This is a genomic window from Allobrachymonas denitrificans DSM 15123 (assembly GCF_900110225.1).
GTDB lineage: Bacteria > Pseudomonadota > Gammaproteobacteria > Burkholderiales > Burkholderiaceae_C > Brachymonas > Brachymonas denitrificans.
Genome location: NZ_FOCW01000001.1, coordinates 119156 through 141609, shown reverse-complemented (window position 1 = coordinate 141609; position 22454 = coordinate 119156). Strand labels below are relative to the sequence as shown.

18 protein-coding genes and 1 pseudogene are annotated in these 22454 nt (G+C 65.1%); 4 read left to right on the top strand and 15 right to left on the bottom strand.

Annotation, left to right across the window (positions count from 1 at the left end):
• Nucleotides 1-13 precede the first annotated feature (13 nt).
• The 4 genes from BMW28_RS00610 to BMW28_RS00595 all read right to left on the bottom strand — a co-directional run bounded on the left by BMW28_RS00610 (nt 14) and on the right by BMW28_RS00595 (nt 3730).
• Nucleotides 14-757, bottom strand: coding sequence for a hypothetical protein (locus BMW28_RS00610; RefSeq protein WP_091812778.1), 744 nt, complete (start codon nt 755-757; stop codon nt 14-16).
• Between the two features lie 41 nt (nt 758-798).
• Complete coding sequence (locus BMW28_RS00605; protein WP_091812776.1) at nt 799-2148, bottom strand: AmpG family muropeptide MFS transporter; 1350 nt, start codon at nt 2146-2148, stop codon at nt 799-801.
• 88 nt (nt 2149-2236) lie between these two features.
• A complete protein-coding gene (locus BMW28_RS00600) occupies nt 2237-2875 on the bottom strand; it encodes an MBL fold metallo-hydrolase (protein WP_091812774.1) in 639 nt (212 codons plus the stop codon).
• Nucleotides 2876-2938: 63 nt separating this feature from the next.
• Nucleotides 2939-3730 carry an exodeoxyribonuclease III gene (locus tag BMW28_RS00595; RefSeq protein ID WP_091812772.1) on the bottom strand — a complete coding sequence of 264 codons (792 nt, stop codon included), beginning with the start codon at nt 3728-3730 and terminating at the stop codon, nt 2939-2941.
• A 45-nt stretch (nt 3731-3775) separates the two neighbouring features.
• Between BMW28_RS00595 and pyrE the strand changes: the two genes are divergently transcribed.
• Nucleotides 3776-4474, top strand: coding sequence for an orotate phosphoribosyltransferase (gene pyrE / locus BMW28_RS00590; RefSeq protein WP_091812771.1), 699 nt, complete (start codon nt 3776-3778; stop codon nt 4472-4474).
• 99 nt (nt 4475-4573) lie between these two features.
• On the opposite strand, the gene BMW28_RS00585 is transcribed toward pyrE, so the two are convergent.
• The 11 genes and pseudogenes from BMW28_RS00585 to sucC all read right to left on the bottom strand — a co-directional run.
• A complete protein-coding gene (locus BMW28_RS00585; protein WP_091812769.1) occupies nt 4574-5332 on the bottom strand; it encodes a sulfite exporter TauE/SafE family protein in 759 nt (252 codons plus the stop codon).
• A gap of 64 nt (nt 5333-5396) precedes the next feature.
• Nucleotides 5397-6350 carry a protein translocase subunit SecF gene (secF, locus tag BMW28_RS00580; protein WP_091812767.1) on the bottom strand — a complete coding sequence of 318 codons (954 nt, stop codon included), beginning with the start codon at nt 6348-6350 and terminating at the stop codon, nt 5397-5399.
• A gap of 6 nt (nt 6351-6356) precedes the next feature.
• Nucleotides 6357-8258 (bottom strand): protein translocase subunit SecD, encoded by a 1902-nt coding sequence (gene secD, locus BMW28_RS00575; RefSeq protein WP_091812766.1) that lies wholly within the window; start codon nt 8256-8258, stop codon nt 6357-6359.
• Between the two features lie 94 nt (nt 8259-8352).
• Nucleotides 8353-8679 (bottom strand): preprotein translocase subunit YajC, encoded by a 327-nt coding sequence (yajC, locus tag BMW28_RS00570; protein ID WP_091812764.1) that lies wholly within the window; start codon nt 8677-8679, stop codon nt 8353-8355.
• A gap of 117 nt (nt 8680-8796) precedes the next feature.
• Entirely contained in the window at nt 8797-10527 is a 1731-nt protein-coding gene (locus tag BMW28_RS00565; RefSeq protein WP_159430666.1) for a PglL family O-oligosaccharyltransferase, read from the bottom strand.
• Between the two features lie 274 nt (nt 10528-10801).
• Nucleotides 10802-11380, bottom strand: a complete 579-nt coding sequence (locus tag BMW28_RS00560; protein ID WP_091812760.1) for a pilin — start codon at nt 11378-11380, stop codon at nt 10802-10804.
• 57 nt (nt 11381-11437) lie between these two features.
• Nucleotides 11438-12295, bottom strand: a complete 858-nt coding sequence (locus BMW28_RS00555; protein ID WP_091812759.1) for an MBL fold metallo-hydrolase — start codon at nt 12293-12295, stop codon at nt 11438-11440.
• A gap of 120 nt (nt 12296-12415) precedes the next feature.
• A complete protein-coding gene (locus tag BMW28_RS00550) occupies nt 12416-14767 on the bottom strand; it encodes a CHASE2 domain-containing protein (protein ID WP_091812757.1) in 2352 nt (783 codons plus the stop codon).
• A gap of 195 nt (nt 14768-14962) precedes the next feature.
• Nucleotides 14963-15856: a succinate--CoA ligase subunit alpha gene (gene sucD, locus BMW28_RS00545; RefSeq protein WP_091812755.1), complete on the bottom strand. Its 894-nt coding sequence runs from the start codon at nt 15854-15856 to the stop codon at nt 14963-14965.
• A 21-nt stretch (nt 15857-15877) separates the two neighbouring features.
• The gene (locus BMW28_RS13070; RefSeq protein ID WP_234970008.1) at nt 15878-16240 is read right to left on the bottom strand and encodes an OmpA family protein; all 363 of its coding nucleotides are present in this window, start codon (nt 16238-16240) and stop codon (nt 15878-15880) included.
• 780 nt (nt 16241-17020) lie between these two features.
• Nucleotides 17021-18175: pseudogene (gene sucC, locus BMW28_RS13065) on the bottom strand (ADP-forming succinate--CoA ligase subunit beta); the annotation flags it as partial.
• 151 nt (nt 18176-18326) lie between these two features.
• Here sucC and argC point away from each other — a divergent pair.
• From argC to trkA, 3 genes are all read left to right on the top strand, one after another.
• A complete protein-coding gene (gene argC, locus BMW28_RS00535; RefSeq protein WP_091815268.1) occupies nt 18327-19238 on the top strand; it encodes an N-acetyl-gamma-glutamyl-phosphate reductase in 912 nt (303 codons plus the stop codon).
• 159 nt (nt 19239-19397) lie between these two features.
• Entirely contained in the window at nt 19398-20993 is a 1596-nt protein-coding gene (locus tag BMW28_RS00530; protein WP_091812753.1) for a chloride channel protein, read from the top strand.
• Nucleotides 20990-22453: a Trk system potassium transporter TrkA gene (trkA, locus tag BMW28_RS00525; RefSeq protein WP_091812751.1), complete on the top strand. Its 1464-nt coding sequence runs from the start codon at nt 20990-20992 to the stop codon at nt 22451-22453. Before BMW28_RS00530 ends, trkA begins: the two co-directional genes overlap by 4 nt.
• The last annotated feature ends 1 nt before the right edge of the window (nt 22454 follow it).

The following is a 22454-nucleotide window of genomic DNA, read 5'->3' as shown; positions in this document are numbered from 1 at the left end:
GCCAGCCCCATGCTCAATCTTGCCACCAGGCAGTCTTGTCGCGCGTATGCATGGCCCGGAACCGGGCGTAGACATTACCCTCACGCTGTACGCGCTCGAAGACTTCCAGCACCATGGCACCCAGTGGATGAGTTGCACACAGGGCATCCAGCCTCCAGCGCATGTTGCGCAAAGTATCGTCGGTCCCCACGGCAAAGCCAGACACACCATCGAATAATGCCAAACGCTCGGATTGCAAGGACCGTTGACGTTGCGGATCTACCGGAACATCTTCCATGCGATGCAGATAGCGCTCGCTTTCTTGCAACTTGATGGTATTGATCAAGATAACCGCGTTCATCAACAAGGCTTTCAACAAGGCATCAGTGCTGTGGTCGATAAAGGTATCTGCGGCAGAGATCAGCCAGCGTGTGGACAGGGATTGCAGCAGGAAATCCCGTTCCTGCAGCCACAGAGTCTCGAAATCTGAAAAATGCTTGGCAACATCCACCCCACGACGAATCAGCACAATCAACTGGGCGTGGTAATAGTTCATCTCGGGCTGACCACTGAATTCTTGTCGCAAGTCATCCAGATGGGTCTGCAGTTCCTTTTTGCTGCCATGCGTCATGACAGGGATTCCGGCGTCAACACGCCGCTGCTTCAGCTGCTGCAAATCCACGCCATCAATGCTCCTGGCTACTGCGGCAGCACCAAAACGCTTGCGGTGCTGATTGAAGGACAACCAGTTGGCCAATCGGCTGCGAGGTTTTTTCATGGAAAGTCCTGGTGAAAATATAAGGATCTCAGGTCAAGGCATTACGCTGCAGAGGATGCCTCTGCCTGAGCCGGCGGCAGCACCCGCCCCGCCAGCCACACCAGCACCAGCACCGGCAGCCCCAGCAGCGCCGTGCTGGTAAAGAAGGTGGCGTAGCCAAACTGGTCCACAAACGCGCCAGACCAGCCGGCCACGAACTTGGGCAGCAGCAGCATCAGCGACGAGAACAGCGCATACTGCGTGGCGGAATACTGGATATTGGTCAGGCTGGACAAATAGGCAATAAAGGCTGCCGAGGCGATGCCGCCGGCCAGGTTGTCAGCCGATACCACCACGATCAGCGCGTTCACGTCATGGCCATGCCCGGCCAGCCAGGCAAACAGCAGGTTGCTGATGGCACTGGTGATCGCGCCCAGCATCAGGATGCGCATCACGCCAAAGCGCATGGACAGGATGCCGCCTACATAGGCCCCCACCAGCGTCATGATGACGCCGTAGATCTTGGTCACCGCCGCCACTTCGGCCTTGGTGTACTGCATGTCCACGTAAAAGGGATTGGCCATGATGCCCATCACCACATCGCTGATGCGGTACACGCCAATCAGCGCCAGAATCAGGGCGGCCTGCCAGCGGTAGCGGCGGAAGAAATCGGCAAAGGGATCGACCAGGGTCTGGCGCAGCCATTCGCCCGGGGTGCGCGGACTGGGCTGTGCCACCGGTACCGGCTCAGGGGCCAGCAGCACCGTCACGATGCCCACCAGCATGGAAGCTGCCATCACCAGATAGGCGGTCATCCAGGCCTGGTTCTGGTAGCCGCTGCCGGCGGTTTCCGCCCCCGCTGCCAGCCACAGCACACCGGCACCAGCCCAGATCATGGCCAGGCGGTAGCCGGTCTGGTAGGTGGCGGCCAGCGCCGCCTGTTTTTCGGTTTCGGCCGATTCGATACGGAAGGCATCGAGCGCAATGTCCTGCGTGGCCGAGCTGAAGGCCACCACCAGCGCCGCCGCCGTGACGGCAAACAGGCCCTGCTGCGGGTTGCCCAGCGCCATGGCCACCAGCCCGCCCACAATGCCCAGCTGGGCCAGCAGCAGCCAGCTGCGCCGCCGGCCCAGCCAGCGTGTCAGCAGCGGAATCGGCACCCGGTCCACCAGTGGGGCCCAGACCCACTTGAAGCCATAGGCCAGGCCCACCCAGCTCAGAAAACCGATGGTGGCACGGTCAATGCCGGCCTCGCGCAGGCGAAAGCTCAGGGTGCCCAATACCAGCAACAAGGGCAGACCGGCCGAGAAGCCCAGCGCCAGCATGCGCAAGCTGGCCGGCTCCAGGTAGACGCGCAGGGATTCGCGCCAGGTCGGGCGCGTGGCAGCGGCAGTTTCGGAAGATGCAGACATGGTCAACGTTGTATCACGCCCCGGAGCCAATTCAGCGGGCTGGCGGCATCTTTTGCCATACGGCAGCAGGTGCCATGGAAGAGCCCGATCAGGTGCCCGCCACAAACGGGTTGCTGACGCGCTCGCGGCCAAATGTGCTTTCCGGGCCGTGGCCGGGAATGAACACGGTGTCGTTGCCCATGGGCCACAGGCGTTGCGTGATGCTGGCAATCAGCGTGTCGTAATCGCCACCGGGAAAGTCGGTGCGGCCAATGGAACCGGCAAACAGCACATCACCCACAAAAGCGCGATTCGCCTCGGCCGAGTGGAACACCACATGGCCCGGCGTATGACCGGGGCAGTGGCGCACCTGCAGCGTGCTCTGGCCCAGCTGCACCGTATCGCCATCCTGCAGCCAGCGCGTGGGCGTGAACACGCGCGCCGGCGGAAAACCGTAGTTGATCGCCGTTTGCGGCAAGGCATCGATCCAGTACTGGTCGCCCTCATGCGGGCCGATGATCGGCAGTTGCAGCTGCTCGGCCAGATCGGCGGTGCCGGCGCAGTGGTCCACATGGCAATGCGTCAGCAGGATCTGCTTGAGCGTGATGCCCTGCTTCTCGGCAAAGGCCAGCAGGCGCGGCAGGTCGCCGCCCGGATCGACCACCGCGCCCTCCATGGTCTGGTCGCACCAGAGGATGGAGCAGTTCTGCTGGAACGGGGTGACTGGAATGGTGTGGTAGTGCAGCATGGTTCTATTTTGAATGAAATGCCAGGTGCAGGCCGTGCGAGCGGCCATGGGACCCCGTACGCCTCACAGCGTGAAATCGTAATCAATCGTGATCGGCGCGTGGTCGGAGAACTTCTCGCCCTTGTAGATGGATTCGACCTGCGCATGCGCAGCCAGTGCCGGCGTAGCCAGATGGTAGTCCAGACGCCAGCCCACGTTCTTGGCATAGGCCTGACCGCGGTTGCTCCACCACGTGTAGCACTCGTCCGTGGCCTCGGGCTTGAGCTGGCGGTACACATCCACGATGCCGGCCTCGCCCAGCAGGCGCGTCATCCAGGCACGCTCCTCGGGCAGAAAGCCGCTGTTCTTGCGGTTGCCCTTCCAGTTCTTCAGGTCGATCTCGTTGTGGGCGATGTTCACGTCGCCGCACAGGATGAAATCGCGCTCGCGCTTGAGGTCGAGCAGATACGGAAACATCTCGTCCAGGAAACGGTATTTCGCCTCCTGGCGCAGCTCACCCGACGAACCGCTCGGAAAATAGCAACTGATGATGGACAGCTTGCGTTCCGGCGTGTCGAAGCGCAGTTCGAGGTAGCGCCCCTCGGCATCAAACTCGGCCGAGCCAAAGCCCACGCGCACGTCGCTCGGCGTGTGGCGCGTGTAGATGCCCACGCCCGAGTAGCCCTTCTTCTCGGCAAAGTGGAAGTAGCCCTGCAGCTCGGCCAGCACCTCGAAACGGCCCACGATGTCGGCCTGCTGCGCCTTCACTTCCTGAACACACATACAATCAGGAGCATGCGCAGCCAGCCAGGGCTCCAGGCCCTTGGTGGTGGCCGAACGGATGCCATTGAGGTTCAAACTGGTCAAACGGAACACTGCGCGCTACTCCCTCTCGATTCACTGATTGCTGTCTGTCACACCATGAGCCAAGCCGCCCCCACTCCTGCCCCGATCGACCATCTGGCCGAAGATTTCGTTGCCTTTGCGGTGGACAGCGGCGTGCTGCGCTTCGGCAGCTTCATCACCAAGGCCGGCCGCCAGTCGCCCTACTTCTTCAATGCGGGCCTGTTCAATGACGGCGCCATGCTGGGACGGCTGGCCCAATTCTATGCGCAGCGCATCCTGTCCAGCGGCATCGAATACGACATGCTGTTTGGCCCGGCCTACAAGGGCATCCCGCTGGTGGCGGCCGTGGCGGTCGAACTGGCGCGCCTGGGCCACAACAAGCCCTTTGCCTACAACCGCAAGGAAGCCAAGGACCATGGAGAAGGCGGCAGCCTGGTCGGTGCGCCGCTGCAGGGCCGCGTGCTGATCGTCGATGACGTGATGTCGGCCGGTACCGCCGTGCGCGAATCCATCGCGCTGATCCAGGCGGCCAAGGCGATTCCCGCCGCCGTGGCCGTCGCGCTGGACCGCCAGGAAATGGCCACCGAAAACGGTCAGGACGTGCCCTACAGCGCCGTGCAGTACGTGCGCGAGCAGCTCGGCATGCAGGTATGCGCCATAGCCACGCTGGATGACCTGCTGGGTTACCTCACGCACCTGCCGCAGGGCGATGCCAGCATGGCCGAGCACCACGCCCAGGTGCTGGCCTACCGCGAACGCTACGGCGTGCGCTGAACCTGCGACAGCCTCTTTCCGACCGGCAACGGGGCCACACGGCGCGGCTGCGCCTGGTGCTGCCTGCCTTGGTTGTTCCAGTGCAGCAACCTGTAGGGTTCACGCCAAAAAGGCGTCATACCCGGTCTTGAGCACCAGCGCCAGCACCACCACGATGAAGGCCTTGCGCACAAAGCCGGCGCCGTGCCGCAGCGCCAGCCAGGATCCGAGAAAGCTGCCCGCCACGTTCGCCACCGCCATGGCCAGCCCCAGTTGCCACCAGACATGGCCCTTGCTGGCAAACAGCGCGATCGCGGCCACATTGGTGCTGACGTTGATCAGCTTGGCACCGGCTGACGCGTGCAGGAAGTCATAGCCCAGCACCCGCACCAGCAGGAATACCAGAAAGCTGCCGGTACCCGGCCCGAAGAAGCCATCGTAGATGCCCAGCGCCAGCCCGATCAGGCTGGCCGCCAGGATCTCGTTGCGCCCGCCCCAGCGCGGCTGATGGTGCGTGCCCAGATCCTTGCGTGCCAGCGTGTAGAGCAGGATGGCGATCAGCACCAGCGGCAGCGCCTTGCGCAGCAACTCGGGCGACACCATGGTGACGGCCCAGGCACCCACCCAGGAGCCGGCAAAGCCTGCAGCGGCAGCCGGCAGCATGGCCCGCCACGGCAGCGTCACGCGGCGCGCAAAGCGCCAGGTGGCAAAGCTTGTGCCCCACACCGAGGCCGACTTGTTGGTGCCCAGCAAGGTGGCCGGCACCGCATTGGGAAAGGTCGCAAACAGCGCCGGCAGCAGGATCAGCCCGCCACCGCCCACGATGGCATCCACGCAGCCCGCAAACAGCGAGGCGACAATCACGACAAACCAGTCCATCGGGTACTTTCAGGGGCAGAAACAGAAACAGCCCCGAGGCCGGGGCTGTCATGGCAGGGTGTGTTTACACCACGGCGCCTGCGTTCTCGTCGGTGGGGTCGTTGTCCTTGCGCACCGGATTCTTGATCAGGTCCTCGCGCTTGATGCCCAGCCACATGGCGATGGCCGCAGCCACGAACACCGAGGAGTAGATGCCGAACAGAATGCCGATGGTCAGCGCCACGGCAAAATAGTGCAGCGTCTCGCCCCCGAACACCAGCATCGACAGCACCATCAGCTGCGTCGAGCCGTGCGTGATGATGGTCCGGCTGATGGTGCTGGTGATGGCATGGTCAATCACCTGCGTGGTGGTCAGCTTGCGGTAGCGGCGGAAGGTCTCGCGGATCCGGTCGAAGATCACCACCGATTCGTTCACCGAGTAGCCCAGCACCGCCAGCACCGCCGCCAGCACCGCCAGCGAGAACTCCCACTGGAAGAAGGCGAAGAAGCCCAGGATGATGATCACGTCGTGCAGGTTGGCGATGATGGCCGAAACGGCGTATTTCCACTCGAACCGGATCGCCAGATACAGGATGATGCCGCCGATCACGAAGGCCAGCGCCTTCAGGCCGTTGGTCACCAGTTCCTGCCCCACCTGCGGGCCGACGAACTCCACCCGGCGCAGCGTCACATCAGGGCTGGCCGCCTTCAGCTCGGCCATCACCTTGTCGCTCTGCTCGGCGGACGTCACGCCCTGCTTGAGCGGCAGGCGGATCATCACATCGCGCGACGAACCGAAGTTCTGCACCAGCACGTCCTGGTAGCCCAGCTTGGCGACCGAGGCGCGCACCTTGTCGATTTGCGCCGGCTGGCTGTAGGCCACTTCCATGACCGTGCCGCCGGTAAACTCCACCGACAGATGCAGCCCGCGCGTAACCAGAAAGAACACGGCCAGTGCAAACGTCACCGCAGAGATGATGTTGAACACCAGCGCATGGCGCATGAACGGGATGTCTTTTTTGATGCGGAAGAATTCCATGGCCGCTTACTCCTTGCCCACGCGCTTGTCCATCACCGAGGCCAGCGAGGCCGTCGGGCCGGTGGCACCGGATTTCCATACCGTGCCGATCGACACGCTCTTGAGCTTGCGCTGGCGGCCGTACCAGAGGTTGACCAGGCCACGCGAGAAGAACACCGAGGAGAACATCGAGGTGACGATACCCAGGCAGTGCACCACGGCAAAGCCGCGCACCGGGCCGGTACCCCAGGCCAGCAGCGCCAGACCGGCGATCAGCGAGGTGACGTTGGAGTCCAGAATGGTTGCCCAGGCGTGCTCGTAGCCGGCGTGGATGGCCGCCTGCGGCGACACGCCATTGCGCAGCTCCTCACGCACACGCTCGTTAATCAGCACGTTCGAGTCGATGGCCATGCCCAGCGCCAGCGCCATGGCTGCCATGCCGGGCAGCGTCAGCGTGGCCTGCAGCATCGACAGGATGGCCACCAGCAACAGCAGGTTCAGACCCAGCGCCAGCGCGGAGAACATGCCGAACAGGTGGTAGTACACGATCATGAACAGCACCACGCCAAGGAAACCCCAGGCCACGCTCTTGAAGCCCTTGGCGATGTTGTCGGCACCCAGGCTCGGGCCGATGGTGCGTTCTTCCACGATTTCCATCGGGGCGGCCAGCGAACCGGCGCGCAGCAGCAGCGCGGTGTCGGCCGCTTCCTGCGTGGTCATGCGGCCGCTGATCTGCACACGTCCGCCGCCGATCTCGCTGCGGATCACCGGCGCCGTCACGACCTCGCCCTTGCCCTTTTCGAACAGCAGGATGGCCATGCGCTTGCCGACGTTGTCGCGCGTGATGTTCTTGAAGATGGTCGATCCCTTGCCGTCCAGCGTCAGGTTCACGGTCGGTTCCTGCGTCTGGCTGTCGAAGCCGGGCTGGGCGTCGGTCAGGTTCTCGCCGGTCAGGATGACCTGCTTCTTGACGATCTCGGTGCGGCCTTCGCGGTCCGGGAACTTCTCGGCGCCGAAGGGCACCGGGCCATTGCCGGTAGCAGCGGCGTTCGCCTCCGTGCTGTCATCCACCATGCGCACTTCCAGCGTGGCGGTGCGGCCCAGGATTTCCTTGGCCTTGGCGGTGTCCTGCACGCCCGGCAGCTGCACCACCACGCGATCCAGACCCTGCTGCTGGATCACCGGCTCGGCCACGCCCAGCTCGTTGATGCGGTTGTGCAGCGTCAGGATGTTCTGCTTGAGCGCCTGCTCTTGGAACTTGACCAGGGACGGCGGCTTGTAGCTCGTGACCAGCTTGGTCTCGGTCTGCACCACCTGCATGTCGGGCATGGTGTCCTGGATGGCAAAGCGGGCCTTCTCGGCCGTAGCGGCGTCGGCAAACGTGGTTTCCACAGTGTCACCCACGCGCGTGATGTCCTCGTAGCGCAGCGTCTTCTCGCGCATCAGCGTGCGCACGTCGCCGGCGATGGCATCCAGGCGCTTGGTCACGGCCGTCTTCATGTCGACCTGCAGCATGAAGTGCACACCGCCACGCAGGTCCAGACCCAGGTACATGGGCGCGGCATGCAGCGCCGTCAGCCACTGGGGCGAGCGCGACACCAGGTTCAGCGCCACCGTGTAGGAGGGATCGGCAGGATCGGGGTTGAGCGCCTTCTCGACCACGTCACGCGCCTTGATCTGCGCGTCGGTGCTGTCGAAGCGCACCTTGAGCGAATTCGGCTCCAGCGTGTTCAGGTCGGGCGTGAGCTGAGCGGCAGCCAGCGCAGCCGTGACCTGCTGCTGCACCGCGGCATCCACCTTGGCGACCGACTTGGCGGGCGACACCTGCACGGCCGGCGCCTCGCCGAAAAAGTTGGGCAGGGTGTAGATCAACCCCACCAGCAGGGCCACCAGCATGATGGCGTATTTCCAGACCGGGTAACGGTTCATGGCTTGCGTCTTTCAACAAACAGCAGGCCGGACACGCGTGGTCCGCACCTGCCGGGAGCGCCCGGCCACCCGGCCTGGCGCCATTCGCGGGGAATTACTTGATGGTGCCCTTGGGCAGCACCTGCACCACGGCGCTCTTCTGCAGCTGCACTTCAACGCCGTTGGCCACCTGCACGTCGACGTTGCCGTCACGCACACGCGTGACCTTGCCGAGAATGCCACCGGCCGTCACGACTTCATCGCCAGCTGCCAGGGCCTCGACCATGGCGCGGTGTTCCTTCTGTTTCTTCATCTGCGGACGGATCATCACGAAGTACAGCACCGCGAACATCGCGATCATCGGCAGGAAAGACATGATGGACGACATCGGATCGCCCGAAGCGCCGCCGGCGGCCTGAGCGTAGGCATTGGAAATGAACACGGATTGGACTCCTGAAATGGGGTGAATTGGCACGGCGGCGGCACAGGCTGCGCCCCGACCGCGTCTTGGGTCAACGAACTATTGTAATTGGTGCGCCGCACACGCGTGTAAAAACGGCTAGTGCTGCTCGCGCTCCCAGTCCGCAAACTCGCGCGGATACACGGTGCGGAAGTGCGCAATGGCCTGCTGTGCCTCCGCCTCGCGACCCAGCAACTGCAGCGCCTTGATGATGCGCTCCACCACCCGCGCCTCGGGGCTGAAGTGCATCAGGCGCTGTGCCTGGGCCAGCTGTTCGGCAGCGTTCTGCTCCGTGAGCGGGATGGTGCTGATGCCGGCAAAGCGCACCGCGTTCTGGTACAGCGGCGTGCGGCTGGCCTGCGCCACCGTATTGCTGGCAAATGGCCAGACCCGATCCTCCGGCGCCGTGTACAGCTGGGTCACGCGCACGAAATCGAAGCTGGCGTAGAACAGGCCGAGCAGCATCAGGACCGCCACGGCGTACTGGGCCTTGAGCCAATGGCGCTCTGCTGGCGCCACGACCGGACTGCCGGTTGTTGCGCCTTCAGTGGCCACGCCGGTTGCAGCACCCTGCTCCACCGCCCTGGCAGCCTGAGGCAGCCTGCCGGCCGGCGTTTTCTGCCCGCGCGTCCGTGCCGCCGTGGCCCACAGCGCCCCCAGCGTCAGCCCGCAGGCCAGCTGGAACGGTGCATACCACAGCGGATACTCGAGCAGGCTGTGCACGCCGATGGCAGCCAGCACGCCCCACATCAGCTGCCGCGCCGGCGATTGCTCGGCCCAGGGGCGTGAGCGCCACAGCCAGACCAGTACCACGGCGCAGAACAGCAGCGCCAGCGGGGCGCCGAGCTCCACAGCCAGATGCAGCGGCAGGTTGTGGGCGTTGTCCAGCATGTCGCAGAAACGCGTGCCGGGATAGTTGGCGTAGTAGTGGGCATAGTCCAGCTCACCCCAGCCCCAGCCGGTCCACGGCTTCTGGGCCGTCAGCTGCAGCACGTTGCTCCAGAGCACGGTACGGCTGATGCAGGCGCGGCTGTCCTTGCCCTCCAGCCGCACCAGGATGTCGGTCATGCCGGCGAGGTGCGGCATCACGTAGCCGGCAGCCAGATAGGCCACCAGAATCGCACCCAGCCACAGCATCACGGCCGGGCGCGAAGGCTGGCTCTCGTGCCTTTCGCCAGCCGGACGGCGCCAGTCCCACCACGCCAGCAGCACCAGCAGCACCGCGAGCTGCACCAGTCCGGTGCGGGACAGCGTGAGTGCCATGCACACCGCCAGCGGCAGCATCAGCAGCCAGGCCAGCAGCGTGCCTCCATGACGCCCCAGCCAGCGCCCGACAAGCTGCTGCAGCGCACCGCATTGCCACAGATACCAGAGCGCCCAGAGCGCGATGTTCATCAGCGTGGCGTACTGGTTGCGCTGGCGCAGGTTGCCGTAGACCTGTCCGGCCGCGGCATGGTTGACCAGATCGCCCAGCCAGGCCGTGTGCTGGAAATACTGCAGCAAGCCGATGCCGGCATTGAGCAGGCCTGCCAGTAACCACGCCCAGGCAATCAGGCGCACACCCGCATACAGCGCTGGCTTGTGTCCCTGCGCCGCAACGGCAGCATCATCCTGCGCCATGCGCGCGCCGACCGCAGCCGCCGCCCCGATCATCAGCATGCCCAGGGCCAGCAACTGCCAGGCCCGGTCAAACACCAGTCCGCCCAGACTCGCCACCACGATGAAGGCGCCGGCATACACCGCCGACGGGCTGGATCGCCAGGAGGGGAAGGCCAGGAACAGCAGGCTGATGCACATCCAGCCGGTCAGCAAGGGAATGGCGGGGGTCATGGCCCCGCCGGCGACCGGGTTCAGCCATGGAACGCAGGCGCAGAGCATGAAAAACGCCGCGTGAAAGGCGGCGTTGCTGGTCTCCGGGACCGGCCGGAAAGGGGAACGTTCAGAAACGAGGGACATGCTGGCCAAGGACGAGTTCGGAGCAGTCCGCATTATGCCGCGGGGCGCATGGATTGCCCATGGGGGCCGATGTGCAGTCTGCTTGCGCCAGGCGCCCGCACAACATCCGCACTTCGCCGCAGCTTACCGTTTCACCTGTGCCGCACATTCACCGGCACTGGGCAGGCAGCAGTTCCGCGCGGACGGCGTTGTCGGGAGGCGGGACGTTGTCCGCCCCTGTCATGCTGCTGGCCACGGTGTTGCTCGCTCCCACACAAGCCCAATCGATGGCACCACTGTTGCCATCCGCCTGGGCTGTGGCCAGCGGCACCGCAGCGCCCGCATCTGCACCGGTACGCACCAGCGGCACCAGCTGTACACGGTTGTTGCTTCCCACGCCAGCAGCCTCGCGAAACACCACGGTGATGACCCCGTTGCTCTCGTCTGCCAGTGCAGCACAGTCCGTATTGCCGATGCAGACGCGTTCGACATACTTGGCATTGGCTCCAGTGTCTCCGGCCTGCTGGTTCCAGCTGGTGCTCACACGGGCCAGATCCTGCTGCGAGCTGGCGCCTTCGGAGGCGATGCGCTGCTTGGCCGCCTCTGCCAGAGCCAGTCCCTCGGTAATGCGGGTGCGGCTGACATGGTCCTGGTAGGACGACAGCGCCAGCGTGGCGGCAATGCCCACGATGGCGACGACCACCATCAGTTCGATCAGGGTGAATCCGCGCTGGCGGTTCGGCTTCATGCAAGGCTCCTGCAGGAGGCCCTGCAGCGCCTTCCGGGCGCATTCAGGCCGTATTAATTAAATATTTAGTACTATATCATTTTCCACGCTACTCGCCGGAACGCCATTGAAATGGAAAGTCTGCCCCTGCTGCAGCAGGTGCAGGCGACAGCGCTGCTGTCCGGCCACGGTCCGCAGCGGCTCCAGCTCGCGCAGGATGGCCCCCATGTCACCCGGCTTGATGTGGCTCAGGAACAGTTCGACCTCCCCAGCATCCAGCGCCTCCAGCTCTTCAGCCAGCGCCGACACGGTCAGATGCCCGCTGCGGTCGGCAAAGGACTGGTCCGTGTTCGGGAAGGTTGTTTCAGTCACCAGCCAGCGCACCCCGTGCCCTTCGGCATGCATGGCATTGAGCCGCTGCCAGAGCGCCGAATTGCGTCCGGTATCGCCCGTGAACGCCCAGGCCCCCCCTCCGTGGCTGACCGCATAGCCCACGGCCGGTACGGTGTGTCTGGCGGGCAGCACCTCCAGCCAGCGGCCTGCCGTCCACTCCAGCCGCTCGCCGGTCTGCAGCGGCACCAGCTGGATGGCAGGCTGCTGCGGGGTCGGAAGCACCGTGAAATCCGGCCAGATCTGCTGGTTGAACAGGTGGGCATGCATGGCCTCGAGCACCTCAGGCAGCGCATACACGCGGATCGGCCCCCGCCCCTGGGCCATGCGCTGGCGCACACCGGCATCAGCCAGCAACGGCAGGGCGGCGATATGGTCCAGGTGGGCGTGCGTGATGAAGACATGGTCGATGCCCTGCTGCACCGACAGCGGCAGATCGAACAGGCCGGTTCCGGCATCGATCAGGGTATCGTCATCGATCAGGAAACAGGTGGTCCGGGCACGGGTATCCATGCCCCCCGCACACCCCAGCACTGAAATCTGCATGCCATGCTCCAGCGTTGCAAGGTCACCCGCGACCGTGCACGCGTCGGCGCTTGCAGGGATGACAGGCTATCTGCCCCATTGTCTGCGAGGGTGTCGTGTGCGCGGCTCCCCGCCCATCCCTCAACCGGCATCCTCCGTGAGATAGATCACGTCAGCCGATTTCTTCAGGGTCTGCAGCGTCACGCCATCCCAGTCCGCTGCGGGCGGCCGTGCCAGAAAGTCATCAATCCGCTCCCGGTAGAGCCGGTACAGAACGCGTCTCGGCGCCAGCGCCTGCAACTGCACCAGCAGGGCATCGCAACGTTTCCAGTCCTGTGCCAGATAGTCCTGGCGGAACTGGTGCCAGAGTCCCAGTTCCCGCTGCTGCCCGGCATCCAGCTCGGAGCCGTCGGTGAAGGGCACATAGATGTTGACGGCCTGTGCCTTGCCGCTCACGCGGATACGGTCCAGCCACTGCCAATGGCACTGCGCCACCTGTTGCACCGTCTGCTCCCCCACCACCATCGGTACACCGTAGGTGCGCGCCAGCGGCTCCAGCCGTGCCGCCAGGTTGACGGCATCGCCGATGACGGTGTAGCTGCGCCGCATTTCCGAGCCCATGTCTCCCACGCTCATCAGTCCGGTGTTGATGCCGATACTGGCCCCGATGGCGGGCAGCCCGGCGGCCCTGCGCTCCTGGTTGTAGCCATGCATCATGGCGCGCAACTCGATGGCGGTCTTGACGGCGTGCCAGGCATGCGCCTCGTCGGCCACGGGTGCACCCCAGAACACCATCACGCAATCGCCCATGTACTTGTCGATCGTGCCGTGGTTGGGCCCGATGACGTCCGCCATGCGGTTGAAGATGTCATTGAGCAGCGCCTGCAGCGACTCAGGATCCATCGATTCCGACAGCGAGGTGAACTGCTGCAGGTCGCAGAACATCACGGTCAGTTCGCGCGAAACCGCCTGCGTGGTGTACTGCTCGGGGTGGGTCGCCATGCGCGCCACCAGCTCGGTGGGCACATAGTGGCCGAACAGCTCCACCAGTTGCCGCTTGGTGCGCCGCTCCACAAAAAAGCCGAAACTGGTGTGCAGCACGTAGGTCAGCAGGATGGTCAGCAGGATCGAGGCCAGCGGCAGCATCAGGCCTTCCCGGATGAACAGCTCCAGATGAAAGACGACGAACACCGCCGCCATGCCCAGGCTCCAGAGCAGCGCGCCCACCATGCCGGTGCGCGCCAGCACGACGAGCAGCAGGCCTACCGCAAGCATCATGGCCACTGCGGCATAGCCGCGGCTGTAATCCGGGGCCTGCAGAAAATCCCCGTCGAGCATGGCCGAGAGCACACTGGCGTGCACCTCCACGCCGGGATAGGCCGTGGATACCGGTGTGGCGCGCAGGTCTCGCAGGCCTGGAGCGGTCGTGCCGACCAGCACCAGCTTGTGCCGCAGCTCGCCCTCCGCCAGCCTGCCATCCAGCACGTCCTTGGCCGACACATAGCGATAGCGCCCCCCGGGAACCCCGCTGCCGCTGCGGAACGGCACCAGAAACCGCCCGCCAGCCACTGTCGGCACCAGAAAGCTGCGGCCGTCCTGCTCCAGTTCGATACCGATCAGGCGCTGCTGCGGGGGCAGGCCTTCGGGCTGCAGGGGCACGAGTCGCGCCGCGTCCACCTGCAGGGCCAGCATCAGCATCTCGAGGGCCAGCGCAGGATAGTAGGCAGTCCTGCCCTCTTCCAGTCGGCGCGCCACCAGGGGGATGCTGCGCAGCACGCCGTCGCTGTCGATCTCGGCATTGATGAAACCACCATGCCCCACCGCCCGCGCCAGCGCGGGAAGGCTGCCCGCATAACCCTGCATCAGGGGCACGCGCGGATACACCTCGGGGTCGCCCGGCTGCGGCTTGATGCGCAGCGGCGGCGTAAGGCTGCCGGTTTCCAGCACCGGCGGCCGGTTCGAGTAGTAATAGCCCAGCACCACCGGCTGCCCCTGCAGGGCCCGGACCAGTTCGCCATCCCGGTCGAAGCGTTCGGCCAGCTGCTTCAGCTGTTCGTCCAGCACCGGGCCGGACTGGCGCTGGCTGCGCAGCCATTCGCTCACGCGCGGCAGGGTATCGTCACGTTCCGGCTCGGCGAACAACACGTCATAGCCCAGCACGGCCACCTGCTGGCGCTGCAGCAGCTCCTCGCTCAGGCTGGCCAGCACGCTGCGCGACCAGGGCCAGCGGCCATATTGCTGCAGGCTTTGCTCGTCGACATCGACGATGACGATGCGCTCATCCAGCGTGGCCGGCGCGCGACCGTGCATCAGCATCACGTCGTGCACCTGCTGCTCGAGCCGGGTGACGGTGCCGTACTGCACGATGCCCAGGGCATGCGGCAGCATCACCAGCAGGGGCACCAGCCCCAGCAGCACGCGGCCCCAGCCGCCCGCACGCCACAGGTTCAGGCCCTGACGCGCCCAGCGCCGGCCCCGTGATTGCCGAACCATCGAAGATACCTGCTGATCCACCCGATGCTACCCTTGTCCTTTGCCTTCCGAATGTACCGGAATGCACCCGCCATGCACACCCTGGCGGGCAGCCGCCCATGAAAAAACCGCTGCCCCCGAAGGAACAGCGGTTCTCACCGGCAGACCGACCCGCGTGCGCCGGCGAGGCGCTGCAGGTCAGCCATCCGCGTCAGATCAGAGCAGACCCTTGAGCAGCTTGCCCATCTCGGACGGGTTGCGCGTGACGGTGAAGCCGCACTCTTCCATGATGGCGAGCTTGGCTTCGGCCGTGTCGGCACCACCGGAGATCAGCGCACCGGCGTGGCCCATGCGCTTGCCGGGAGGCGCAGTCACGCCAGCGATGAAGCCCACGATCGGCTTCTTCATGTTTTCCTTGCACCAGTAGGCGGCTTCTGCCTCGTCCGGGCCACCGATCTCGCCGATCATGATCACGGCATCGGTATCGGGATCGTCGTTGAACATCTTCATGACGTCGATGTGCTTGAGGCCGTTGATCGGGTCGCCACCGATACCGACGGCGCTCGACTGGCCGATGCCCAGTTCGCTCAGCTGTGCCACGGCTTCGTAGGTCAGCGTGCCGGAACGGCTCACCACGCCCACGCGGCCCTTCTTGTGGATGTGGCCGGGCATGATGCCGATCTTGATTTCGTCAGGCGTGATGGTGCCGGGGCAGTTGGGGCCCAGCAGCAGCGTGCGCTTGCCGCCGGCGGCTTCCTTGGCCTTCATCTTGTTGCGCACTTCCAGCATGTCGCGGATCGGGATGCCTTCGGTGATGCAGATGGCCAGGTCCAGGTCGGCTTCGCAGGCTTCCCAGATGGCGGCGGCAGCACCTGCCGGCGGAACGTAGATCACGGACACGGTAGCGCCGGTCTGCTTGGCAGCCTCGCTCACGTTGGCGTAGATCGGGATGCCTTCGAAGTCTTCACCGGCCTTCTTGGGGTTGACACCTGCCACGAAGCAGTTCTTGCCATTCGCGTAGTCACGGCACATGCGGGTGTGGAACTGGCCGGTTTTGCCAGTGATACCCTGGGTGATGACTTTGGTGTCCTTGTTGATCAGAATACTCATGGATTGCTCCGATGTTTTCGGTTATTGAGCGTTGAATTCCACGCGGCGGTTACGCTGCTGGCCTTCAGGAGTCGAGTTGTCGGCTACCGGCTTTTCGCTGCCGTAGCCCTTCGCGGTCAGGGTCGCGGCATCCACGCCCTGCTGTACCAGATACGCCTTCACTGCGTCTGCACGCTCTTGCGAGAGTGTCAGGTTGGCTGCAGCGTCGCCCGTGTTGTCGGTATGGCCAGCCACTTCGCCGCCCAGCCTGGCTTCCTTCAGCGCGGCAGCCAGCTCGTCGAGCTCGGCCTTGCTTTCGGAACGCAGGGTGGCTTTGGCCGTGTCGAACTCGACATTGATCCGGAAGGTCTTGACGCCCGCTTTCAGGGCATCGGCAGCCTTCATGACCTCGGGCTTGACGGCACTCACGTCCACCTCGGCACCCTCGAACCAGCCGCGCAGCTTGCCGGCGATGTCGCCGATCAGCGCCTCGCCCAGCGCGCCGCCCAGGGCCAGCTTGCTGCCCGCCGCCTGCACAGTGGCAGAGGCGTTGGCCTTGAGCCAGTCGAACAGCTCGCCCAGGCGCAGGCCCAGGTTGGCTTTCGGCAGGCTGGCGTCCACGGTCAGCTGGTCGATGACGTTGCCGGCACCGAACTTCTCGGTGGCGGCAGCCAGCAGCAGATCCTTGGCGGACTGGTCGGCCACCTTGCCCTCGAGCGTCAGCTTGCCATCGGTCACGCGGGCCAGCCAGTCACCGAAGTGCAGGCCGGCAGCCACGGGAGCGGCAGCAGATGCCGGTTCGGAAGCAGCAGCAACAGGCTCGGAAGCCACGGGCGCCGTCACTGGCACCTCGACCGGAGCCTGGCCGCACATGCGCAGCAGCGCCAGTGCCACCAGGGCCACGGCCGCCAGCCACAGCGCCTTGCCCCACCAGGTTCCGGCGGGAGCGGGCTCGTCGTTGTCGTCGTGATGGCCATGCGCCGCGTCGTGCGCGGCAGCAGCCGGTACAGGAACGGCTTGCGCCGCCACCGGTGCAGCGGCAGCCACGGGGGCAGCAGCGGCGAGCGGGGCGACGGCAGCCGTCGTTGCGTCATGGGAGTCGGTCTTCACCGGGTCACGCCCGGCCACACCGGCGATTACGCCTGCGGCTGCAGGCATTTCACCACCGGTGTGATCAGGCTTTCCCACAGCGGCCACCACCTTTTCGGCCGCTTCGGCCATGGTGTTGGCAGTGATGATCGGGAGACCCGATTCCGCGAGAATCTTCTTGCCGGCTTCTTCGTTGGTGCCCTTCATGCGGACCACCAGCGGCACGGACAGGCCGACCGCCTTGGAAGCAGCCACCACGCCTTCGGCAATGGTGTCGCACTTCATGATGCCGCCGAAGATGTTGACCAGGATGGCCTTCACATTCTTGTTCTTCAGCATGATCTTGAAGGCTTCGGTCACCTTCTCGGTGGTGGCACCGCCGCCCACATCGAGGAAGTTGGCCGGCTCGCCGCCGTACAGCTTGATCGTGTCCATGGTGGACATCGCCAGACCGGCGCCGTTCACCAGGCAGCCGATGTTGCCGTCCAGGCTGATGTAGGCCAGGTCGAACTTGGAAGCCTCGACTTCAGCCGGATCCTCTTCGTCCAGGTCGCGGTAGGCCACGATCTCGGGATGACGGAACAGGGCGTTGCTGTCGAAGTTGAACTTGGCGTCCAGGGCGATGATGTTGCCCTTGCCGTCACGGTTCAGCGGGTTGATCTCGACCAGGGAAGCGTCCGTGTCCATGTAGCACTTGTACAGCTTCTGGCAGACGTCGATGAACTGCGCCTTGGAGTCTTCGGGCATGCCGACACCCTTGGCCAGCTCTTCGCCCTGCTCGGCGGTCAGGCCGGCTGCGGGGTCGACGAACACCTTGATGATCTTCTCGGGGGTGGAGTGGGCCACTTCCTCGATGTCCATGCCGCCTTCGCTGGAAGCGATGAAGGCCACCTTCTGGGTGCCGCGGTCGGTCACGCAGGACAGGTAGTATTCCTTCTGGATGTCGGCGCCTTCCTCGATGTACAGGCGGCGGACCTTCTGGCCTTCGGGACCGGTCTGGTGCGTCTTGAGCTGCATGCCCAGGATGTCGCCAGCCAGGGTCTTGACGTCGTCGATGGACTTGGCAACCTTCACGCCGCCGCCCTTGCCACGGCCGCCCGCATGGATCTGAGCCTTCACCACCCACACCGGGCCACCCAGCTTCTGGGCGGCTTCAACGGCTTCCTGAACGGTAAACGCGGGAATGCCGCGCGGTACGGGCACTCCAAACTGGCGCAAGATTTCCTTGCCTTGGTACTCATGAATCTTCATGCGGTATCTCTCTTGTGAGTGGAAAATGAGCCCGTGAACCGGCCTGTAGGCGACTGTACGGGACGGAAAAAATCCGGCGATAAATGTATCATGTACTACTTACAGCCAGCTTATTCAGCCTAGCAGCTTTCTAGAGGAAAACCCTATGTCCGTGCACAAAATTTTCATCGACGGCGAGGCCGGAACCACCGGCCTGCAGATCCGCGAACGCCTGGCCGGAATGCCCGGCATCGAGGTCGTCAGCATCGACCCGGCACTGCGCAAGGATCCCGCCGCCAAGCAGAAGCTGATGGGCGAAGTGGACGTGGTGATCCTGTGCCTGCACGACGATGCCGCGCGCGAGTCGGTGGCGCTGATCGACGCCCTGCCCGGCCGCAAGCCGCGCATCATCGATGCCTCCACCGCACACCGCGTGGACCCGAACTGGGTCTACGGCTTTCCGGAGTTGAACGCCGAGCAGGCCGAGGCCATCCGCAAAGCCGAGCGCGTGGCCAACCCCGGCTGCTACGCCACCGGCGCCATCGCCCTGCTGCGCCCGCTGGTGGATGCTGGCGTGCTGCCGACCGACTACCCGGTGGCGCTGCCTTCGGTGAGCGGCTACAGCGGTGGCGGCCGCCAGATGATCGAGGCCTACGAAGCTGGCGGCGCGGCCCCGTACGAACTGTATGCACTGGGCCTGTCGCACAAGCACATTCCGGAAATCATGGCCTACAGCGGCCTGACCCGCAAGCCGATCTTCGTACCCAGCGTGGGCAATTTCGACCAGGGCATGCTGGTGCAGCTGCCGCTGCATTTCGACCTGCTCCAGGGCGAACAGACGGTGGAGCACCTGCACGCCATCTACCGCCGCCATTACGACGGCAGCGAATATGTGACGGCCCCCGATCCCACCGCCGACAACAAGCTGGACGCCGTGGCGCTGAAGGACACCAACAACCTGGAAATCCGCGTGTACGGCAATGACGGCTCGCAGCAGGCGGTGGCCGTGGCGCGCCTGGACAACCTGGGCAAGGGCGCCAGCGGCGCAGCGGTGCAGAACCTACAGCTGATGCTAGGCCTGTAAACCCCGGCGCCTGCAGCAGCCCTTGCTGCAGGCCGCCAGCGTGAACGTTGGCACACCAGCGGCCACTCCGCATCACCCCTGAGCATGAACGGGTGGAGTTGGCGCTATGCTTGAGTCTGGCGAGCCGTACCATCTTGGCGGCTTCGCCCTTCTCTTGCCATGTCCGATCCGCAGCACCCCATCGAACCCGATATCTGGCAGAACATGCGCCGCGAGCTGTCGCACGGGCGCCTGTGGGTGGACCGGGCCGTCGTGCTTTCCTACGCCGCGCTGGCCGGCCTCAGCGTGGTGGTGTTCACCTGGCTGACCGACATCGGCTTTGCCTGGTTCGAGGGCATGTACCACGCCGCCTGGTGGACGGTGCTGATCTGGACGCCCTTGTGCACCATGGGCATTGTCTGGGTCACGCAGCGCTGGTTTGCCAAGGCGGCAGGTTCCGGCATTCCGCAGGTGATGGTGGCGCTGGAACCGGCGCTGCCGGCGTCACAGCGCAGCGTCTTTGTCTCGCTCAAGCTCTCCATTGCCAAGATCGTGCTGGCCTCCGCCGGCGTGATGGCCGGCCTGTCGGTCGGGCGTGAAGGCCCGTCGGTGCAGGTGGCCGCGGGCGTGATGCTGCACGCACGGCGCTGGCTGCGCAACGATACCGATCTGGGCGTGCATGCGCTGCTGGTGGCCGGTGGCGCCGGCGGCATTGCCGCCACCTTCAACGCCCCGCTGGCCGGCGTGGTGTTCGCGCTGGAGGAGCTGGGGCGCAAGCTGCCCGCGCGCAACAGCGGCCTGATCATTGCCGTGATCGTGCTGGCCGGTCTGGTCGGCATCACCTTCTTCGGCAACAACCATTTCCTCGGCACCATCAAGGTGCCGCCGCTGGGCCTGTCGATCCTGATGCCGGGTCTGGTGGTGACGCTGGTGTGCGGCCTGCTGGGCGGGCTGTTTGCGCGCCTGATGGCGCTGGCGCTGACCGGCACGGGCTGGACGCTCAACGGCTGGCGCAAGCGCCACCCGCTGCGCTTTGCCGGCGTGCTGGGGCTCATCATCGCGATTCTGGGCCTGGCCACCAACGGACAGACCTTTGGCGGCGGCGCCGAATCGGTGCGCGACCTGCTGGCGCAGGAGCACGAGCCGTCGCCGCTGTTCGTGCCCTTCAAGTTCCTGGCAACCTGGCTCACGGCCTGGTCCGGCGTGCCGGGCGGCATTTTTGCGCCCAGCCTGGCAGTGGGCGCCGGCGTGGGCTATGACGTGGCGCAGTACAGCGACAACATGCCGCTGATGGCGCCGCTGGTGGCAATGGGCATGGCGGCCTTTCTCGCCGCCGTGACGCAGGCACCGCTGACCGCCTTCATCATCGTGATGGAGATGGTGGATGGCGGGGCCATGGTGCTGAGCCTGATGGCGGCGGCCATGGTGGCCAGCATGGTGTCACGCAGCATCAGCCGGCCGCTGTATCCGGCACTGGCCGGTGCCATGTATGCGGCGCTGCAGCCGCAGGCTCCATCCACGCCTGCCGGCGAAGACAAGAAACCCACCACCGACCCTGCCCCCGAACTGGCAGCGGCTGTGGCTGCGGCACATCAGGACAGCGAGCCCGCAGAGGCCGAAACAGGGGCCGAAGCCCCTTTGCGCACTACACTCGAAACCGCAGGGGACGATCCCCGGCATCCGGCCAGCCCCGAACCACCCGCAGCGGACGACCAGCAGCCGCCTGCCGACCCGCCCGTGAAGGGTTCCCATTCACAGCCAGACTTGTTCCCATGAAAATCATCATCCTCGGTGCCGGCCGCGTCGGCGAAAGCGTCGCCGAGCATCTGGTATCCGAGCGCAACGACATCACCGTGATCGACAACGATCCGGAACTGCTGGCCAAGCTGCAGGAGCGCTTCGACCTGCGCGGCATCCTGGGAGACGGCTCGCAGCCTTCGGTGCTGGCCGATGCCGGCGCCGACGATGCCGACCTGCTGCTGGCCTGCGCGGCCGATGACGCCGTCAACCTGACGGTGTGCAAGACCGCCTTCATGCGCTTTCATACCCCGCACCGCATCGCGCGCCTGCGCTCGACCGAGTGGTCCAAGCACATGGAACTGCTGGGCGAGGACGGCTTTGCCGTGAGCAACGTGATCTGCCCCGAGGCTTCGGTCACGCGCTACATCCAGAAGCTGGTGGAGTTTCCCGAGGCACTGCAGGTGCGCGAGTTTGCCCATGGCATGGCATTCATGGTGTCGGTGCGTGCCACGGCCGGTGCCCCCATGGTGGGGCAGCCGATCCGCCGGTTTTCCGAGCTGCTGCCCGATGCCAGCATGCACGTGATGGCGATCTACCGCCGCTTTGCCAACGAGCCCGACCGTTTCGTGGCCTGCAGGCCGGACAGCGTGATCCTGCCGGGTGACGAGGTGTTCTTCTTCGTGGCGCGCGACGATATCCGCCCGGTGCTGGCGGCCGTGCACAGCACCAGCCCGCCGGTGCGCCGCGTGGTGATTGCCGGTGCCGGCAATGTGGGCCTGCATCTGGCGCGCGCGCTGCAGAAGCATGTGCACCTGAAGCTGATCGACAGCAACCGCGCCCGCTGCGAGTATCTGGCCACACAGCTGGATGAATCGGTGCTGATCCTGCACGGCGACAGCACCGACGAGGACCTGCTCGGCGACGAGAACATCCACGAAGTGGATTTCTTCGTCGCCTCCACCAACGACGACGAGAACAACATCATGGGCGGCCTGCTAGCCAAGCAGCTGGGCGCCACGCGCGTGCTCTCGCTGGTGAACCGGCGCAGCTACGCCGACCTGGTGCACGGCACACAGATCGACATTGCCCTGTCGCCGGCACAGGCCATGATGGGCGAGCTGCTCACCCACATCCGCCAGGGTGACGTGTACGCCGTGCATAGCGCGCGCCGCGGCAACGCCGAAGCGATCGAGCTGGCCGCGCATGGCGACCGCCGCACCTCGCGCGTGGTGGGACGCACCGTGGGGCAGATTCCGATGCCCGAGGATGTACGCATCGGCCTGATCGTGCGCGGTCTGCCCGATCTGCACACCGGACGCGCCGATGACGACGCCGATGCCATGCGCGATCCGGACAGCGAATACGCACCCTTCGTGCTGTCGGTGACGGACGACACCGTGATCCAGCCGGGCGACCACGTGCTGCTGTTCGTGCCGCACCGGCGCCTGGTGCCAGCGGTGGAAAAGCTGTTCCGCGTGAAAGCCACCTTCTTCTGAG

What these genes read in the sequence shown, in the direction of transcription:
- secF (WP_091812767.1), bottom strand. Translation starts at nt 6,350, where the DNA reads ATGGAATTCTTCCGCATCAAAAAAGACATCCCGTTCATGCGCCATGCG.
- trkA (WP_091812751.1), top strand. Translation starts at nt 20,990, where the DNA reads ATGAAAATCATCATCCTCGGTGCCGGCCGCGTCGGCGAAAGCGTCGCC.
- BMW28_RS00560 (WP_091812760.1), bottom strand. Translation starts at nt 11,380, where the DNA reads ATGAAGCCGAACCGCCAGCGCGGATTCACCCTGATCGAACTGATGGTG.
- BMW28_RS00550 (WP_091812757.1), bottom strand. Translation starts at nt 14,767, where the DNA reads ATGGTTCGGCAATCACGGGGCCGGCGCTGGGCGCGTCAGGGCCTGAAC.
- BMW28_RS00600 (WP_091812774.1), bottom strand. Translation starts at nt 2,875, where the DNA reads ATGCTGCACTACCACACCATTCCAGTCACCCCGTTCCAGCAGAACTGC.
- BMW28_RS00610 (WP_091812778.1), bottom strand. Translation starts at nt 757, where the DNA reads ATGAAAAAACCTCGCAGCCGATTGGCCAACTGGTTGTCCTTCAATCAG.
- BMW28_RS00555 (WP_091812759.1), bottom strand. Translation starts at nt 12,295, where the DNA reads ATGCAGATTTCAGTGCTGGGGTGTGCGGGGGGCATGGATACCCGTGCC.
- pyrE (WP_091812771.1), top strand. Translation starts at nt 3,776, where the DNA reads ATGAGCCAAGCCGCCCCCACTCCTGCCCCGATCGACCATCTGGCCGAA.
- BMW28_RS00530 (WP_091812753.1), top strand. Translation starts at nt 19,398, where the DNA reads ATGTCCGATCCGCAGCACCCCATCGAACCCGATATCTGGCAGAACATG.
- BMW28_RS00585 (WP_091812769.1), bottom strand. Translation starts at nt 5,332, where the DNA reads ATGGACTGGTTTGTCGTGATTGTCGCCTCGCTGTTTGCGGGCTGCGTG.
- BMW28_RS00605 (WP_091812776.1), bottom strand. Translation starts at nt 2,148, where the DNA reads ATGTCTGCATCTTCCGAAACTGCCGCTGCCACGCGCCCGACCTGGCGC.
- BMW28_RS00565 (WP_159430666.1), bottom strand. Translation starts at nt 10,527, where the DNA reads ATGACCCCCGCCATTCCCTTGCTGACCGGCTGGATGTGCATCAGCCTG.
- secD (WP_091812766.1), bottom strand. Translation starts at nt 8,258, where the DNA reads ATGAACCGTTACCCGGTCTGGAAATACGCCATCATGCTGGTGGCCCTG.
- BMW28_RS13070 (WP_234970008.1), bottom strand. Translation starts at nt 16,240, where the DNA reads ATGAAGGCTGCCGATGCCCTGAAAGCGGGCGTCAAGACCTTCCGGATC.
- sucD (WP_091812755.1), bottom strand. Translation starts at nt 15,856, where the DNA reads ATGAGTATTCTGATCAACAAGGACACCAAAGTCATCACCCAGGGTATC.